Source organism: Bacillus atrophaeus, from assembly GCF_001584335.1.
In the GTDB taxonomy this organism is placed as follows: domain Bacteria; phylum Bacillota; class Bacilli; order Bacillales; family Bacillaceae; genus Bacillus; species Bacillus atrophaeus.
This window is the reverse complement of the sequence record NZ_LSBB01000003.1, coordinates 28,889-46,370: the sequence shown is the minus strand read 5'-3', so window position 1 is coordinate 46,370 and position 17,482 is coordinate 28,889. Positions and strand designations below refer to the sequence as shown.

19 protein-coding genes and 1 pseudogene are annotated in these 17,482 nt (G+C 44.6%); 8 read left to right on the top strand and 12 right to left on the bottom strand.

Annotated features, from left to right (window positions below):
- Position 1 precedes the first annotated feature (1 nt).
- Positions 2-316: an ArsR/SmtB family transcription factor gene (locus AXI57_RS06205; RefSeq protein ID WP_004430292.1), complete on the bottom strand. Its 315-nt coding sequence runs from the start codon at positions 314-316 to the stop codon at positions 2-4.
- 174 nt (positions 317-490) lie between these two features.
- On the opposite strand from AXI57_RS06205, the gene AXI57_RS06200 reads away from it, so the two are divergent.
- The 5 genes from AXI57_RS06200 to AXI57_RS06180 all read left to right on the top strand — a co-directional run bounded on the left by AXI57_RS06200 (position 491) and on the right by AXI57_RS06180 (position 5,469).
- On the top strand, positions 491-778 hold the full coding sequence (locus AXI57_RS06200; RefSeq protein WP_010789697.1) for a putative quinol monooxygenase: 288 nt from the start codon (positions 491-493) through the stop codon (positions 776-778).
- Positions 779-794: 16 nt separating this feature from the next.
- Positions 795-1,541 (top strand): NADPH-dependent oxidoreductase, encoded by a 747-nt coding sequence (locus AXI57_RS06195; protein WP_004430288.1) that lies wholly within the window; start codon positions 795-797, stop codon positions 1,539-1,541.
- Positions 1,542-1,701: 160 nt separating this feature from the next.
- Positions 1,702-2,814: a Rap family tetratricopeptide repeat protein gene (locus AXI57_RS06190; RefSeq protein WP_061669574.1), complete on the top strand. Its 1,113-nt coding sequence runs from the start codon at positions 1,702-1,704 to the stop codon at positions 2,812-2,814.
- A 338-nt stretch (positions 2,815-3,152) separates the two neighbouring features.
- On the top strand, positions 3,153-4,031 hold the full coding sequence (locus tag AXI57_RS06185) for a TetR/AcrR family transcriptional regulator (RefSeq protein WP_004430280.1): 879 nt from the start codon (positions 3,153-3,155) through the stop codon (positions 4,029-4,031).
- A 19-nt stretch (positions 4,032-4,050) separates the two neighbouring features.
- On the top strand, positions 4,051-5,469 hold the full coding sequence (locus tag AXI57_RS06180; protein ID WP_061669573.1) for an MDR family MFS transporter: 1,419 nt from the start codon (positions 4,051-4,053) through the stop codon (positions 5,467-5,469).
- Between the two features lie 290 nt (positions 5,470-5,759).
- Here AXI57_RS06180 and AXI57_RS06175 read toward each other — a convergent pair whose 3' ends face one another.
- The 4 genes from AXI57_RS06175 to AXI57_RS06160 are packed head-to-tail and all read right to left on the bottom strand — an operon-like array spanning position 5,760 to position 9,377.
- On the bottom strand, positions 5,760-6,713 hold the full coding sequence (locus tag AXI57_RS06175; protein ID WP_061669572.1) for a siderophore ABC transporter substrate-binding protein: 954 nt from the start codon (positions 6,711-6,713) through the stop codon (positions 5,760-5,762).
- Positions 6,714-6,734: 21 nt separating this feature from the next.
- Positions 6,735-7,493 carry an iron ABC transporter ATP-binding protein gene (locus AXI57_RS06170; protein WP_061669571.1) on the bottom strand — a complete coding sequence of 253 codons (759 nt, stop codon included), beginning with the start codon at positions 7,491-7,493 and terminating at the stop codon, positions 6,735-6,737.
- On the bottom strand, positions 7,487-8,434 hold the full coding sequence (locus AXI57_RS06165; RefSeq protein ID WP_004430269.1) for an iron chelate uptake ABC transporter family permease subunit: 948 nt from the start codon (positions 8,432-8,434) through the stop codon (positions 7,487-7,489). Before AXI57_RS06165 ends, AXI57_RS06170 begins: the two co-directional genes overlap by 7 nt.
- A complete protein-coding gene (locus AXI57_RS06160) occupies positions 8,427-9,377 on the bottom strand; it encodes an ABC transporter permease (protein ID WP_010789705.1) in 951 nt (316 codons plus the stop codon). Before AXI57_RS06160 ends, AXI57_RS06165 begins: the two co-directional genes overlap by 8 nt.
- Before the next feature lie 432 nt (positions 9,378-9,809).
- Between AXI57_RS06160 and AXI57_RS06155 the strand changes: the two genes are divergently transcribed.
- The 3 genes from AXI57_RS06155 to AXI57_RS20670 all read left to right on the top strand — a co-directional run bounded on the left by AXI57_RS06155 (position 9,810) and on the right by AXI57_RS20670 (position 11,699).
- A complete protein-coding gene (locus tag AXI57_RS06155) occupies positions 9,810-11,174 on the top strand; it encodes an aspartate kinase (protein ID WP_061669570.1) in 1,365 nt (454 codons plus the stop codon).
- A 130-nt stretch (positions 11,175-11,304) separates the two neighbouring features.
- On the top strand, positions 11,305-11,388 hold the full coding sequence (locus AXI57_RS20675; RefSeq protein WP_371176570.1) for a YjcZ family sporulation protein: 84 nt from the start codon (positions 11,305-11,307) through the stop codon (positions 11,386-11,388).
- A gap of 203 nt (positions 11,389-11,591) precedes the next feature.
- On the top strand, positions 11,592-11,699 hold the full coding sequence (locus AXI57_RS20670; RefSeq protein WP_072053240.1) for a YjcZ family sporulation protein: 108 nt from the start codon (positions 11,592-11,594) through the stop codon (positions 11,697-11,699).
- A gap of 134 nt (positions 11,700-11,833) precedes the next feature.
- Here the strand turns inward: AXI57_RS20670 and phrC are convergent, their stop codons facing one another.
- The 7 genes and pseudogenes from phrC to AXI57_RS06120 all read right to left on the bottom strand — a co-directional run bounded on the left by phrC (position 11,834) and on the right by AXI57_RS06120 (position 17,473).
- Entirely contained in the window at positions 11,834-11,953 is a 120-nt protein-coding gene (gene phrC / locus AXI57_RS06150; protein WP_004430266.1) for a phosphatase RapC inhibitor PhrC, read from the bottom strand.
- On the bottom strand, positions 11,937-13,085 hold the full coding sequence (locus AXI57_RS06145) for a Rap family tetratricopeptide repeat protein (RefSeq protein ID WP_061669569.1): 1,149 nt from the start codon (positions 13,083-13,085) through the stop codon (positions 11,937-11,939). Before AXI57_RS06145 ends, phrC begins: the two co-directional genes overlap by 17 nt.
- Positions 13,086-13,279: 194 nt before the next feature.
- Positions 13,280-13,489: pseudogene (locus AXI57_RS06140) on the bottom strand (ATP-binding protein); the annotation flags it as partial.
- Positions 13,490-13,529: 40 nt separating this feature from the next.
- Positions 13,530-14,873, bottom strand: a complete 1,344-nt coding sequence (locus tag AXI57_RS06135; RefSeq protein WP_061669567.1) for an MmgE/PrpD family protein — start codon at positions 14,871-14,873, stop codon at positions 13,530-13,532.
- On the bottom strand, positions 14,870-16,021 hold the full coding sequence (locus AXI57_RS06130) for a M20 peptidase aminoacylase family protein (RefSeq protein WP_061669566.1): 1,152 nt from the start codon (positions 16,019-16,021) through the stop codon (positions 14,870-14,872). Before AXI57_RS06130 ends, AXI57_RS06135 begins: the two co-directional genes overlap by 4 nt.
- Before the next feature lie 15 nt (positions 16,022-16,036).
- Entirely contained in the window at positions 16,037-16,786 is a 750-nt protein-coding gene (locus AXI57_RS06125; RefSeq protein WP_061669565.1) for an amino acid ABC transporter ATP-binding protein, read from the bottom strand.
- Between the two features lie 12 nt (positions 16,787-16,798).
- Positions 16,799-17,473 (bottom strand): amino acid ABC transporter permease, encoded by a 675-nt coding sequence (locus AXI57_RS06120; protein ID WP_004430249.1) that lies wholly within the window; start codon positions 17,471-17,473, stop codon positions 16,799-16,801.
- Positions 17,474-17,482 lie beyond the last annotated feature (9 nt).

The following is a 17,482-nucleotide window of genomic DNA, read 5'->3' as shown; positions in this document are numbered from 1 at the left end:
TCTACCAGCGGTCTTGTTCCACATTCAGAATGGCTTCAAGCAGACCTGGAAACGCCTGTTGAAGATCATCGGTGCGGAGCGAATAATAACGATGCTTCCCTTCTATACGGACTTGAGCGATGCCCGATTCTCTCAGCACTTTAAAATGATGGGACAGGGTAGATTTGGCGACTTGTATATCTGCGCACGTGCTGCACGTTTTTTCTTTCGCTTCGGCTAAGCGCTTCACAAGCTCAAGCCGAAGCGGATCGCTGAGAGCGTGAAGAACTTTTGTCAGCTGCAACTTTTCTGTTTTTGGATGGTTTGGAATGTTCATGACACAAATTTAACACACAACCGCGCATGATGACAATTTTACTAGGTAAGGGTTTTCGCTTTACCTCTTTTTCATTACATGTTACATTTAGTTCGATGAAATTCGAACAATGGATAAATCAGTCATAAGAACACAAACTATGAAAAAGTGTCTAACACAATAGGAGGAGATTTTATGATCGTATTACAAGCTTACATGAAAGTAAAACAAGAAAAACGCGAGGAATTTTTAGCAGAGGCCCAATCACTGCTCAGTCACTCCCGCGCGGAAGAAGGCAACGTTCAATATGACTTGTTTGAAAAAGTAGGCGAGGAAAATACCTTCGTTATGCTTGAGCAATGGAAAGACGAAGCAGCGATGAAATTCCATAATGAAACAGCGCATTTCCAAGGGTTTGTAGCGAAAGGCAAAGAATTTCTGAGCGCACCTCTAGATGTCGTCCGCACAGAGCTTGGAGAGTAACGAAAGGATGTCCGATATGAACGAAGTACTCAACACCTTAACAGATCACCGCTCGATCCGAAGCTATACCGATGAGCCAGTGTCTGATGCGCAAATAGACCAAATCATTCAAGCTGTACAATCTGCCCCGACATCTATCAACGGCCAGCAGGTAACAGTGATTACAGTTCAGGATAAAGAACGCAAAAAGAAAATATCTGAATTGGCGGGCGGCCAGCCGTGGATTGACCAAGCTCCTGTCTTCTTGCTATTCTGTGCTGACTTTAACCGGGCCAAAATCGCGCTCGAGGAATTAAACAACATCGAACTGAAAGTAACAGACGGACTGGAATCTGTTCTAGTAGGCGCCGTTGATGCGGGAATCGCGCTTGGCACCGCAACTGCCGCTGCCGAATCGCTCGGTTTAGGCACTGTACCGATCGGCGCCGTCCGCGGAAAGCCGGATGAAATGATTGAATTGCTTGAGCTTCCGAAATATGTTTTCCCTGTCTCAGGGCTTGTCATCGGACACCCTGCGGACCGCTCAGCGAAAAAACCGCGTCTGCCGCAAGCTGCAGTACGCCACAAAGAAACCTATCAAGCGGAACAATTAAAGCCGCTCATTGAAGCTTATGATGAGCAAATGTCCGAGTATATGAAGCAGCGCACGAACGGAAAGGAAACAAGAAACTGGTCACAAGGCATCGCGGCTTACTATCAGCGTCTCTACTACCCGCATATTCGTGAAATGCTTGAGAAGCAAGGATTTAACGTTGAAAAATAATGATATTCACCAAAGCCTGCCGGTCTCGCTCGGCAGGCTTTTTTTGCTTATTGCCTATATGTCATTCATCCTGTCAACTATAACCTCCTTTCCTCACAAATCTTGTTCATATCGTGCTAAAATGAACAGCATATCATCTACGTGAAAAGAGGTGCATGTCTTGAATAAAATACCGTCTTTAGAGGTTGCAAATGTATTAAACGATTGGTATGTCGCTATCAGAAAGCTTCAAGTGGATAAGTCGATTGAATTTGCTGAGAAAGCAAAGGCAATGACAGATGAAATGGAAGAAGACCAGGAGCTTTTGATTTATTATTCTTTACTCGAACACAGACATAAAATACTGCTTTATGATTTAAGAGGCACGATTATTCCCGACAGAGACAAGCATGTGTCAGATTCTTTCCATAACGCTAAAACCTCTGAGCTTACAGATTACTATTTTTTCTTATTTGAAGCGATGTATGAGGCAAGCAACAGCAATTATGACGTTGCAATCGGCCTATACAGAGAAGCTGAACAAAAATTATCGGCTATTCCCGATGATATTGAAAGAGCCGAATTCTATTTCAAAATGGCATGGCTGTATTACAGGCTAGACCAGCATGTTCTCTCGCTCCGCTATATTAGAGATGCACTCGCCATTTACAAAGAAAAGCCTGATTACAACAAAAAACAAGCCTTGTCCCTGTTTTTACTGGCCGGCAACTGTACAGAGACCGGGCATTATGAAAAGGCTGAATCATATTACAATGAAGCTGAGAATATGATCAAATTAATAAATGATCCATTTCTTGAAGCCCAATTGCATCATAATAAAGGAATCTTATATTCTCATTGGGGCAAATCAGCATTATCCATCACACATCTCGAAAAAGCTCTCACCCATTCAGACTATTATAAATCTGAATATTATTATAACTCTTCGTTTATGCTCATCAAAGAATTGTGTATCATAGGTGATAGAAGCCGGGCGCAGACTATCTTGACGGAGGGGCGTAAGAGAGCATCCGATAATACATCAAAAGTTTTTATAGCCAAAACAGATATATTGTCCATCCTCTATCTGGAAGAACATCATGATAACAGCCTTCTCAGAATAACAGAGAAGCTGGACCTATTAGAGAACTGCCACCATACGGATAGTGTAAAAGAATTATCACGGCTTGCAGCCAAGGTGTATGAGAATAAAGGGTTTTATCAGCATGCCGTGGCGCTGCTTAACAAGTCGATTGAAGCAGAACAAAAATTAAAGAAATTGGAGTGGATGTAAAATGGGTAAAAAGTTTACATGGTCGGCATTAATTGTATTGGGACTTACGGTTTCAATCGCGGCTCTTCAACATTCAGGTTCAGCGTTTGAAGTTGCCGAAAAGATTATCGGAGGATAATAAAGCTTCCGCCTCCCTATACGACATGATCAAACACCTGCCCGGCTTCGTTTATAAGTCAGCAGGTGTTTTGCTGTTCCTCCCTCTGCCCCCCTTATATTAGTTCAAAAACATTGACTTCCGCTTCGGGAAACTGCTAAAATTTTCACTATAAATACTCATTGGTTTTTGTTGAACCAATGAGTTTTCTATGTTTTAAAGAAAGAAGGAAGCCATGTCGATGCTTGAGAAAAAAACAGATATCTTATTAGCGGCAAAGAAGCTTTTTTCCGAAAGGGATTTCACATCGGTTTCGATGCAGGCTATCGCAGAGGAATGTAAGATGTCAAAAGCTTCTATTTATAAATTGTTCCAATCAAAGGAAGACCTGCTTTTGGAACTGCTGGCATTTAACCAAAAGAAAATGATGGCAGCGGCCTCACTGCTTCATGAAGAAAGCTCGCTGACCCCTGATGAACGTTTTGCCAAAAAACTGACAATGGAGCTTGAGGGCTTCCGGCGGGATCAGCAGTTTTTTAACATGTTAACCTACGGAAATTCATCTTTCAATAATGACAGGGTAAAGCAGCACATTATGCAGGCGAGATCCACGATTATCTGCTGGCACCGCGATTCGCTGATTCAAAACTACGGCGAACACATTACTCCGTTCGTGTGGGAATTAGTGATCATTCTTCACGGCATGATGAGGGAATTTCTCATGCTCATCAAACTTGAGCATAAACCGCTTGAGCTGGCTCCAATTGCAGATTTTATCATCAGCACGCTTAACCAGATTGTGAAAAACAGAGGAACGAAGCAGTCCGGACTTCAGCCGGAAGTCATTGAGCTATACATCAGCTCGGCCTCATCGCATCAGCCGAAAGACAAAGCGATTTTGTTATCCGAGAGCCTTCAAGAGCTGAAAAAGGCGATCTCTTCTCTGCCAGAGCACGATTACCAGGTAGATGAGCTGTCATCAGCCGCTGATTTGCTTGAAGAGGAGGCGGTGAAAGACGAACCGCGGCCTTTTCTGCTAAAGGCGCTGATTGGCTATCTGGAACAAACTGGCAAATTAACGCAGCCGATTTCGATGATTAAAACATTACTAACTTTATAGAGAAAAGAAGGGATATGATTTGAATACCAGTATTGAACCAAAGCCTTTTAACCGATCTGTGATCGTTGGCATATTGTTGGCGGGAGCTTTTGTCGCCATTCTGAACCAGACGTTATTGATTACAGCGCTTCCGCATATTATGCGTGATTTTAATATCGATGCCAACCAGGTCCAATGGCTGACCACCTCCTTTATGCTAACGAACGGGATTTTAATTCCGATCACCGCGTTTCTGATTGAAAAATTCACAAGCCGGACGCTGCTGATTACTGCGATGAGCATATTTACGGCGGGAACGATCGTCGGAGCATTCGCACCAAACTTTCCGCTGCTTTTAACAGCCCGTATCATTCAGGCTGCCGGAGCCGGCATTATGATGCCGCTCATGCAGACGGTGTTTCTTACCATTTTCCCGATCGAAAAACGCGGTCAGGCGATGGGTATGGTCGGATTGGTTATTTCCTTCGCACCTGCGATCGGACCGGCATTATCCGGGTGGGCAGTCGAAGCCTTCTCGTGGAGATCGCTGTTCTACATTATCCTTCCTATCTCCATCATTGACCTGATCCTTGCGATTATTTTGATGAAAAACGTGACGACTCTTAGAAAAACACAAATTGATATGTTGTCTGTGATTATGTCTACTTTAGGCTTCGGCGGTTTGCTGTACGGATTCTCAAGCGTCGGCTCTTACGGATGGACAAGCTCAACCGTCCTTATTTCGCTGATTGTGGGTATTATTTCCCTGCTATTATTTATCACAAGGCAGATGAAGCTTACAAAACCGATGCTGGAATTCCGTGTATTTAAATTCGGCATCTTCAGCTTAACAACACTGCTTGGAACCATTGTATTCGCTTTGCTGATCGGTACAGAGACGATCTTGCCGCTTTATACGCAAAACGTCAGAGGCATATCAGCATTTGATACAGGATTAATGCTTCTGCCAGGGGCAATTGCTATGGGAATCATGTCGCCGATTATCGGAAGAATTTTTGATCGGGTCGGCGGAAAAGGACTCGCCATTCTCGGCTTTTCCATCATCCTTTTGACTTCTTTACCGTTTATGCAACTGACGGAGCATACATCACTCACCTGGATTGTGATCGTGTATACCGCCCGATTACTGGGAACGGCGATGATTATGATGCCGGTCACAACGGCTGGCATCAACGCGCTGCCGCGCCACCTGATCCCGCACGGCACAGCTATGAACAACACCATTCGCCAAGTCGGCGGCTCCATCGGTACAGCGCTCTTAGTATCTGTCATGAGCAATCAGGCAGCACACGCGGCTGCTTCCAGTTCAAGACAGGCGGCTTTGCACGGCATGAACGCAGCCTTTATCGTGGCCGCCTGCATCGCACTCGTCGGCTTCCTGCTATCGTTTACTTTAAAGAAAAAACCGCGGCCTGCCGAACAGCAGCCTGCACGATAAAAAACTCAGCCCTTCCGGGGCTGAGTTTTTTGTTTTGAATTAATAAGGCAACAACGCTTAAAAAGATGCCCCCTTCTGAAACATTGGGAATCTGATCAAAGAATTCACAGAGAAGTAGCTCTTCGCTTCATTTTACAGCTTCAAATTCAGTTAACGAATTGCCCCTTCCCCATTGCTATTAACGTTAAGAATAACTGTGCGCCAGAAATGAACTATCGTAATGGAGAGAAAACAAAAAACCCGATCAAGGTCCCCATTTACAGGTTCCATTGATCGGGTTCTTCTTCATTTTATTTCTCTAAACCATCTTTTACTTCTTTAATCATTTGAGCCATAGACTCAAGTCCGCCGCCTGATAGGTACCAAGTTGCTGAATCAAGGTAGACGACATGATCGTTTTTCACGGCGTTTACTTTTTTCACATAATCGTTTTCAACAACTTGCTTCGTAGACGATGTTTCGCCGATCGCTGTGCCGCGATCTACAACAAACAAGTAATCAGGGTTTGTTTTTGAGATGTACTCATAAGACACACTTTGTCCGTGGGTGGATGCTTCAATATTTTGATCAGCAGGTGTCACGCCAAAGACATCATGAATCAGGCCGTATCTTGATTTAGGGCCGAACGCGCTGATTTTGCCGTCGTTCGCCATAATCACCAAGCCTTTTTTATTTACTTTCTCAGCCGTTTTCTTCACATCCGAAATCGAATCATCAATTTTTGCAAGCTGGCTCTTCACTTCATCTTCTTTGTTAAAGATTTTTCCGATTGTTTCCGTGTTTGATTTAAAGGATTCCATATATTTTGCACTATCTATATCAAGATAAATGGTTGGTGCAATTTTTGAGAATTCTTTATAAGAATCGGATTGTCTGCCTGAAATAATGATGAGATCCGGATCTAGATCAGCCACCTTTTCAAAATCAGGCTCTTTTAAACTGCCGACATCCGTATACTTATCATTTTTGTATGATGAAAGGTAATCGGGAAGGCTATTCTTAGGCAGTCCCGCAACGCTTCCTTGTAATCCAAGTTTATCAAGTGTATCTAAAATACCAAAGTTGAAGACTACGACTTTTTTAGGATTTTTGGTAACTTTTGTTCCGTTTTTATCTAAATCGTGCTTCACTGTGATTTGATCCTTTTTGTTCTCTGACCCTTTACTGTCTGAGCTTTGGTTTCCGCATGCTGAAATGACAACCGCGGTAACCAAGGCGATGAAAAGCAATGCAAACTTTTTCATGTGATTCACCTCTTTATGTTTTTAAGAAAAATAGACACCTATTCTTTGATTATCTATCGTTTCAATCGGAATGGTCATATCGTAAATCTCCTCTAGCACCGAGGTCTCTATGATTTCTTTCGCTGATCCTTCTTTTACGATACGGCCGTTTTTTAAGGCCACGATATAGTCGGAATAGACGGACGCAAAGTTAATGTCATGAATGACGACAACAATCGTTTTGCCCAGTTCCTCTACCAATCGTTTCAACAGCTTCATAATTTCCACAGAATGCTTCATATCCAGATTGTTAAGCGGTTCATCCAGAAAGATGTAATCTGTGTCCTGGGCGATTACCATCGCGATAAACGCCCGCTGGCATTGCCCTCCGCTTAATTGGTCCAAGTACTTATCCTGAATGTCTTCAAGCTTCATATAACCGAGAGCCTGATTAATATGAACCCAGTCTTCCTCTGTCAGCTTCCCCTGTGAATAAGGAAATCTGCCGAAGCTGACAAGGTCTTTGATCGTCAGCCTGATGTTGATCTGGTTCGCCTGTTTCAGGATGCTGATTTTTTTCGCCAGTTCATTGCTGTCGCAAGAGCCGATCTCCTTGCCGTCTATTTTGATTTCGCCTGAATCTTTCTTAATCAGACGGCTCATGATAGACAGCAGCGTGCTTTTGCCGGCGCCGTTAGGACCAATAAATGAGGTGATTTTGCCTTTTTGGATCGTGACTGACGTTTCTTCAAGGACAATTTTTCCTCCATATTGCTTGCTTACGTTTGTGATTTCTACCATGATTTATTCTCCTTTAACAGCAAGTAAATAAAATAAATCCCGCCGGCAAAATTAATAATAACGCTTAAAGGCGTTGAAAAAGCGAATACCTTCTCAACCACAAACTGGCCGCCGACAAGCGCAATAATACTGATCAGCACAGAACCAGCGATCAAGTATGTATGCTTGTACGTTTTCAAAAACTCTCTGGCAACGTTCACAACGAGAAGCCCCAAGAACATAATCGGTCCTACAAGAGCCGTTGAGACGGAAACGAGAATCGCAACGACAACCAGCATCTGCTTCACGACTTTATCATAATCAATTCCTAAATTGACGGCGTGTTCTCTCCCTAGAGACAGCACATCAAAAAACCTCGTGAAACGCCAGACGTAGAAGCCGACAAGCAGAAAGATGATGCCTGCCAGCCATAAAAGATCCGTATTGACGTTGTTAAAGCTGGCAAACATCTTATCCTGCACAACTTGGAACTCATTCGGATCAATCAGCATCTGCATGAAAGAAGACAAGCTGCCAAACAGCGTACCGAAGACAATTCCGACGAGCAGAAGGAAAAAGATATTCCTGCCCTCTCCTTTAAACATGATCTGATACAGCACAAAGGAAAACAAAATCATCAGGAAGACTGAAATCAAGAAATTGACGTTCTCATTCATCATGACGACATTCATTGAACCAAACAGAAAGACAATAACAGTCTGAATAAGCATATACAGAGAATCCAGCCCTAAGATGCTTGGTGTAAGGATGCGGTTGTTCGTAATCGTTTGGAAGATCATCGTTGAAAACGCGATGGCTCCGCCTGTCAGAATAATAGCGAGCACCTTTTTACATCTTCTTGGAAAGGTATAATCCCAATTGCCCAAATCATAAAACAAAAACAGGCCGATACAAATCATGGCGATTCCAACGAGCAGCGTGATTTTCATATTTTTACGCATAGGCTTTTCTCCTTAACAACATATACAGGAAAATGCCGCTGCCGATGATTCCGACCATCAAGCCAATCGAGATTTCGTACGGAAAAATGATAATCCTGCCCAATATATCGCAAAGCAGCACAAAAACGGCGCCTAAAAGAGCTGTGTGGGGCAGGCTGCTTTTCAGGTTGTCTCCCCTGTAAATGGATACGATATTCGGAATGATTAGCCCAAGGAACGGCAGCATACCGACAGTCAAAATCACGAGGGACGTGATCAGCGACGATATAATCAGCCCGATATTCACAATCCGTTTATATTTCAGGCCAAGGTTGACGGAGAAGCTTTCCCCCATCCCTGCTACTGTGAATTTGTCAGCAAATACATATGCGATTATCACAAGCGGGATACTCAAGAATAAAAGTTCATATCTCCCTTTCACAATGAGAGAGAAGTCTCCTTGAAGCCATGAAGAAATATTTTGGATTAAATCATATTTATACGCGATAAACGTCGCAATCGAGCTGACAATGTTCCCAAGCATTAAGCCCACGAGAGGAATAAAGATCGTATCATTAAACTTTATTCTCTCAAGGATTTTCATGAACAGGAAGTTGCCCGCAAGCGCAAATATAAAAGCAATCAGCATTTTTATCAGCGGACTGGCAGAGGTAAACAGCATTAATGAAATCAAAATCCCGAGCCTCGCCCAATCCATCGTGCCGGCAGTTGTCGGCGAAACGAATTTATTCCGGCTGATCTGCTGCATAATTAAACCGCAGATGCTCAGGCTCATGCCTGCAATAATAATGCTGATTAATCTCGGTAAACGGCTGGCGAAAAGCGTTGACGCCTCTTCTTTATTCATATGAAAAAGATCCAGCGGCGACAGATCCTCTACGCCGATAAAAATAGAACAGAATGCAAGTAAAATAAGTAAAACAACTAAGTAACGTAGCTTCATGCTGCCTCCTCACACCCTTACAACAAAAGACCTTGCTTCCCTTTCCGCAAGAATTCAACAGATTCGCCGATAACAGTAAATGATTATCATTATCAACGACAATATAATCTTATCACCTTTCTCGCTATAGTCAATATTCTTTTCTGAAAAAGACTTTGCTAAGCCGGTCTCTCTAAGAGTCATTCAAATATATCATTATTTAAGTCTACCAAGAATTTGAACCGCTTTCTATAACGATTCGTTCGTCTGTTTAGCATTTTTTTCATTTTGGCGCAAAATTCGCAGAAGAAAACCTGACATCACAGCCACTAATTCCTTCTGGAAAGAACAATTGTTCATACCACGTAGAAAATAACCCTTGATTTCAAGAACCGAAAGAGAGATAATAAGTACTAAATTTGTGTGAAAATTTAAACATTAGGAGTTGTCAACATGAAGGTCGTTAAATTCGGAGGCAGTTCTCTCGCATCTGGCGCTCAGCTTGAAAAAGTGTTTCATATCGTAACAGCCGATCCCTCGCGCAAAGCTGTTGTGGTATCAGCGCCGGGGAAACGCCATTCCGAGGATACAAAGGTAACGGATCTCTTAATCGCCTGCGCGGAGCAATACATATCATCGGGTGATGCGCCCGAACTTTGTGAAGCTGTCATTGAACGATATGCCGAAATCGCTCAGGAGCTTCATCTGGATCAGCATATTATAGAAAGAATACGGGATGACCTCTTCACTTTGTTAAACGGAGACAAAAGCAATCCCGTGCAATATATAGATGCAATCAAAGCAAGCGGCGAGGATAACAATGCTAAGCTGATCGCCGCTTACTTTCAGCACAAGGGCATTCAAGCAGAGTATGTGAATCCTAAAGACGCGGGTCTTTTCGTCACAAACGAGCCGGGAAACGCTCAGGTGCTGCCTGAATCCTATGAAAACCTGTACCGTTTAAGAGAGCGGGACGGTCTTATTATCTTTCCCGGTTTCTTCGGCTTCAGCAAAGCAGGCGCTGTGATCACTTTTTCAAGAAGCGGGTCAGATATTACGGGCTCTATTCTCGCAAACGGTTTACAGGCCGACCTGTATGAAAACTTTACCGATGTCGATGCAGTTTATTCCGTCAATCCATCTATCGTGAAGGACCCTAAAGAAATCAGCGAACTGACATATCGGGAAATGCGCGAGCTTTCATATGCCGGCTTTTCCGTCTTCCATGATGAAGCCCTGATCCCCGCGTTCAGAGCGGGAATTCCGGTTCAAATTAAAAATACGAACAATCCGGCAGCGCAGGGAACACGTGTTGTCAGCAAACGAGACAACACAAACGGCCCAGTTGTCGGGATAGCCAGCGACACCGGATTTTGCAGCATTTATATCAGTAAGTATTTAATGAATAGAGAAATCGGCTTCGGGCGGAAAGCCCTGCAAATTTTAGAAGATTACAGTTTAACGTACGAGCATGTCCCGTCCGGAATTGATGACATCACCATTATATTAAGACAAGATCAAATGGATGTCTCCATGGAGCGTCAGCTCATCAGGCGGATTGAGGAGGATCTTCAGGCGGATGAGGTGATTGTCGAGCATAACCTGGCGCTGATTATGGTCGTCGGAGAAGCCATGCGCCACAATGTCGGCACAACGGCAAGGGCGTCAAAAGCATTATCTGAGGCTCAAGTAAACATCGAAATGATCAACCAAGGGTCATCAGAGGTGAGCATGATGTTCGGAGTGAAAGAGGCGCAGGAAGAGCAGGCAGTCCAAGCATTGTACCAAGAGTTTTTTGCAGGGGTTTTAATCTCTTAACGTTTTCATAGCCGAAATTCTCATTTTTTCTCTTGTCCACTAGTATCTCTATCAATTTGTTGCCTCCTGCATATCTTATAGTATTCTCACATGGAGGTGACGCTGTATGTATCCATCTAATGGAAACGGCATCAGTTCTTTCTCTTTAATCGTCGTATTGTTTATCCTATTGATTATCGTAGGAACATCTTTTTTTAACGGTGGTCTTTACTAGATCAAACTAGTATGACCCTGTAACCTCCTTATCGCAGAGGTGAGCGCCATAAGACCATATTGTCTTATGGCGTTTTTCCTTTTGGGCTGCCAAAATATCGGGCGCTGGTTGATAGATTTATTTTTTCTCATCTGCACGTTTACCCTTTACACTCTGGTATTCTGCGCATATCTTATAGTATTCTCACTTGGAGGTTACGCCTTATGTCAGGTTGCGGATCTGGTAACGGCTTTAACTCTTTCGCGTTAATCGTAGTGTTGTTTGTACTATTGATTATTGTGGGAACATCCTTTTTTAATGGCGGCTTCTAGAACAGACTGGCAGCCCCCATATGTAAGAACCTCCTCTTGTAAAAGTAAACGCCATAAGACTTTGTCTTATGGCGTTTACTGTTTACGTTTAAAACGGCAAAGTCCCTTCTTTTCAGGAAGGGACTTTTATTTTCTTACGTCATTCCTCTTTCTGTCACCTGATAATCAGGCGCTTCAGCATTGGACACTCCAACTGTTGCAAACACAGCAGCTGCAGCCAAACAAATAATGAGCAATTTAGATTTCAATTTCATATAAACCTTCACTCCTTTGTATTTGTTTTCTGGCCTCTTCTACTTTGAGAAAGTAGGAAGATGACATTTCGAAGTTTTTCTGTTCATAGTAATATTTAGCTACTACTAGTGCTAAATCCTCTATATCAGCATACATATTTTTATTTTTTAGGTAATAAAAGCATTTTTCGATTCCTTGTTCATCCGGCTGGGCTTGATATAGAGTTTTTAAAAATTCAAATTTCACCATGTAGTCAATATCATCTGTTTGTTTAGCATATTCATAACCCCTGCTGTGATATTCCACTGCTTTAGAATTATTTTTACATTTATAATAAATCTGCGTGATCAGAAAATATGCCTGAGGAAGGGATTTAATGATGTCGTTGCTTTCGAATATAGAAACCGCTCTCTCAAAATAGTCAATGGCAGGCTCAAGAAGATCTTGATTGTAATAACACAACCCAATATTATAAAGCGCTCTTCCGACCAATTGTGCTTTATTTTCTGATTCCGCCATATGTAATGCGAGTTCAAAATGGCGCGCGGCTTGTTCGAAACGCCTTTCATCCATCAAATTTACTCCGAAAACAAAATGACACTGGATAATTCTCACATTATATGTTTCTTGCTCGGCATATATTTCGTAGGCATTTTTGATATGGATCAGTGAGAAATACGTCTGTTTCATATAGTAATAAGCTTCGGCCACTTTAAAATAGAACTCGGCTCTTTCAATATGATCCGCTACAAAGGAAAGTCTTTTTTCAGCCTGTTTGTAATAAGTGATGGCTGAAATGAATTCTCTCTTATCAAATTCGTGCATCCCCCGAAAAAAGTTTACATAATAATCAAGCAGCCCTTTTAAATCAGCCTGATTGCTGTCAATGTTGCGCAGTAATTCTGACAAGCTGGGCTGGTCCTCTATTTTTAATTTTTCTAACGGCTCAAGATAATCAAGCATCAGCTGGTGGCGGAATTCCATTAATGAGAAATATAGCAGCAAGTTCGGATCGTCTTCCATATGTTCAATTTCCCGTTCAATCTCGGCTTTTAGAATTTCGGCGTCCGGTACACTGAACGTACGAATATACTTATACCACTCGTTAATTTTTTGACCGACTGCTGAAGAAGGAATCACCTCGCTCTTCATTCCTTCACCCTCCCCATCCAAAACCTGTTTATGACATATTTTATCATGTTTCCAGACGGCCACATCCCGAAAAACACGCAAACTTTGTTTTCGGCAGAGCGCAATAAATGCATGAAGCGCCGAAGCGGTATGAATTCGGAAGGCAGATGTTTGGTTCAAAACACAAAAAACGCCAGCATGAAAGGCTGCCGTTTTTATGACTGTTTCGTATTCAGCGGTAGGCGAATAATGAATTTTGTCCCTTTTCCTTTTTCACTCTCGATGTCTACTGTGCCTTGATGCATTTCAACGAGCTGTTTGACGATGGACAAGCCGAGGCCGTATTCGCCGTACGCTGTGTTGGTTCTGGAAATATCCGCTTTGTAGAACCGCTCCCAAATATGCTCGATATCCTCTTTCGAAATAAGGTAAAAAGAGCGGTGGCGCATCCCCCGCTCTTTTTATTTATATATGTGATAAATAGCTTTGAATGTCGGCCTGCTTAATGGCAGTGATCAAACTTGCCGCTTTTCGTTCGTCTCCTTGAAGCGCAAGTTGCAGCTTCTCTTTTATGTCTTCCTCAGACAGTCCGTTTCCCGGCGCCCCCTTCGGACAATTGACACGGGCTTCGTAAACACGTCCGTCTGACAGAAAAACGCGTACGATGGTGAAGCGGCCCTTTGGAACGGCTTGCGGGTCTGGCTGAATCTCAGCATCATAAACACGGTGAATACGCGGCAGATAGGCTTGAATGTTCTGTGGTATCGGCTCATTGTTAAAATGCCCGGCCGCCGTCAGCTCCCGGCCGTGCAAAGCAAGGGCAATGACGTATTCCACGCTGAAACGTCCTTCCTCCCCTGTTTCCGGCTGCCTTTCTGTCAACGCGGCGTCTCCGCCCGGAGGAAAAACTACTTCGATCCGGTCCGTCTTTCCAGCAGAGATCTCATGCTGAACCATCAGCTTGCGGATGGCGTCTGCGGCGTGATGAGCAGCGGAGCAGAACGGATAAATTTTAAACCAGAGGCCTGGCTGAACGATTCTCCAAGGTGCTCCCCAATTGCTTAAAAATGTGGATTCCGCCTTTTCCAGATCACCGTAGAGGCTGAAAAACCCTTGCTCTCCATCCAGTGCTGTGTGTGAGCCGCCAAAGCCGGTTTGCGCCAGTTTGACGGCAAATAAAGCAGATTGAGCCGCCAATCCGGCGTGCAGCGGTTTCATTTCTGTGCCGAATTGAACTCTCATTCCGCCGGCTTGTGCAGCGGCAAAGCCGATTGCTCTTTCCAGCTCTTCCTGGGACAGCTCTTCTGCATAACCGATCGCACAGGCAGCCGCTATCGCTCCAAGCGTCCCTGTGTTGTGCCAGCCTTTTTCATAGTGGTGTCTGCCAATCGACTCACCCAGCCTTGCCATCACTTCCACGCCAACAATATAAGCGCCAAGAAACCGCCCGCCATCTCGGCGGGCGGCGGAAGCAATGAGCGCCGGAAGAATAACGGCGCTCGGATGCCCTCTGACATCAGAATGAACATCATCAAAATCAAGCGTGTGGGCGATAAATCCATTCAGCAGCGCCGACTGCGAGGGTGATGCCTTTTTTCCTTGTCCGATAAGAGGGGCAATTGGCATGCCGCCTTCTCCCTCGATCAAGTTCAACAGTTTTTCAACGCCGCTGTCATTTCTCCCTGCAAAAGAAGCCGCTGTAAAATCAAGCAGCCCCTTCTTTGCTTCACGCATCGCTTCAACGGAGGCTTCAGGACGTGATGATCTCACAGACTGAGCAAGACCTGACGTCAGTTCTTGTATGTTCATTCGATCGACTCCAGTACCGTAACGGCCAGCTCAGCAAAATAGCGGGCCGCCACTCGCAATGCTTCTTCATCCAATGTGAACGCCGGATGATGCCATTCTTCTGTTCCGTTTGTTCCCATCCAAACGAAAAAGCCTGGGACTTTTTCTTGATAAAGAGCGAAGTCTTCACCGCCAGGCGACTGTTCAGCGGGGACAGTCTGATAGCCTAGACGGGCTGCGGCTTCTGAAGCAGCATTCAAGAATTGATCGTCATTCATCACGGACGGCAAATACGGGAACCAGCGAAATTCCGCCTGTGCTCCGTATCCGGCCGCAATTCCTTCAGCGATCCGTTTCATATGTTCCGGAACGGCTTCTCTTGCTTCTTTTTGAAAGGTTCGAACCGTTCCTTCCATTTCTGCTTGGTCTGGTATGACGTTCCATGAGCTGCCGCCCTGTATTCTCGTGATGCTGACGACCGCATTTTGCAATGAACTGATATTACGGCTGACCACAGATTGCAGGCCGCTGACGATTTGGCCTGCCGCAGCAATCGGATCAATGCTGTTATTTGGAATACCGGCGTGTCCGCCTTTGCCTTTAATGACTAACTCAAAGCGATCAACACTTGCCATCAGCGGACCTTCTTTCAGACCGATGGTACCGACCGGAAGATCCGGTTTATTATGCATGCCGAAAATGGCAGAGACGCCGTCCAACACCCCTGCTTCTATCACTTTTCTCGCTCCGGCGGCAATTTCTTCAGCGGGCTGAAAGATGAAGCGGACCGTTCCTTTCAGCTCGTCCTTTCTTTTGTTCAGCAAAATCGCTGTGCCGATAATGGAAGCTGTATGAAAATCGTGTCCGCATGCGTGCATTGTTCCGTCAGTTTTAGAGGCAAACGGCAGGTTCGTCTGTTCATGAATCGGAAGCGCGTCAATATCCGCTCTCACCGCAATAACGGGACCGTCCGCATGCCCTTTGATTTCCGCAATCACGCCTGTTTCAAGCTGAGGAACGTCAAGAATCTCAATGTTCTCTTCTTCAAGCCAGCGGCGGATTTTTTTCGTCGTTTCAAATTCCTCAAACGACAGTTCAGGGTGTTCATGAAGGTCACGGCGCATGTTAATTAAACGTTTGTTTAACGCATCATTATACTCTTCAGCCATTATTCTTCTTCCCTTCTATATAAGTTCGGGAGCCTCTCCCACCTGTTTGATAAACTTTTTCGTCCGTTCGCTTTTCGGATGGTCAAACAGTTCTTCCGGGGTTCCCTGCTCGATAATATGGCCGTCCGCCATAAAAATTACCTTATCAGCGACTTCTCTGGCAAACGCCATTTCATGAGTAACGATGATCATCGTTGTTTGTTTTTCCGCAATGGATTGAATCACTTGCAGCACACCCGCTACAAGCTCCGGATCAAGCGCGGAGGTCGGCTCATCGAGCAAAATCGCGTGCGGGTTAACGGCGAGCGCCCGCGCGATGCCGATCCGCTGCTGCTGCCCGCCGGACATCGTAATTGGATAGCTGTTCGCCTTATGCTCCAAGCCGACCTGTTTTAAGATATCCATACCGATGCGGTTCGCTTCTTCCCGCGATTTTTTTTGCGAGACGATCAGCGCTTCTGTAATGTTTTGCAGTGCTGTTTTATTTTTGAACAGATTGTAATTTTGGAAAACCATGGCTGTCTGCTGGCGAAGCTGATGCGCTTCTTTACGTGTATATTTTTCAGCGTTCAGCTTGGCTTCTCCGATTTCAATCAAGCCTTGATCAGGGCGTTCCAATAGATTCAGGCAGCGGAGAAGCGTTGATTTGCCGGAACCGGACGGACCGATGATCGCCACGACTTCCCCGCGTTTCACTTCAAGGTCGATCCCGTCCAGCACGACGAGATCTTTAAAGGCTTTGCGAATATTTTTGACTTGTATCAACTGATTTCACCCCTAGGTTCGGTATGGCTTGCTGATGGCGCGTTCAAACAGGTCCTGCAAGACGCTGTATATAATTGTGAGAATCCAGTACACAACCGCAACCGCCAAGTAGGTTTCAAAGTATTTCAAATTGCCTGAAGCGTACATTTTCCCTTGCGCGAACATCTCCATAACACCTAATGTAAATGCCAATGATGTTTCTTTCAAAAGACCGATAAACGTGTTTCCCGTTGCCGGAATTGCGTTTCTGACGGCTTGCGGGAGAATGATCCGCCTGTATGCCTGAAGCTTCGTCATGCCGACAGACAGACACGCTTCCAGCTGCCCTTCATCCACCGAGTTCAGAGCGGCGCGGAAAATCTCCGCTAAATAGGCAGCGTTCTTTAAGCTTAAACCAATGATGGCAGCCGTTAAGGCAGTCATTTTGCTCATCTCCGGGAACAGCTGCGGCAGTCCGTAGTAAATTAAGAAAAGCTGCACCAGCGTCGGTACACCCCGGAAAAATGAAATATAGACTTTTGACAGCTGATGAAGCACGGGAATATGGTTTTTGGTGATAAGTGCGAGAACAAGTCCTCCGATGACCGCAAAAATCATGGCCGCTACAGCCATGAAAAGGGTGATCGGGAGGGCTCCAACTAATGTCGGGAATGCCGAAATCATGAATCCCCAATCGATCGTATTCATTCTGGTGGT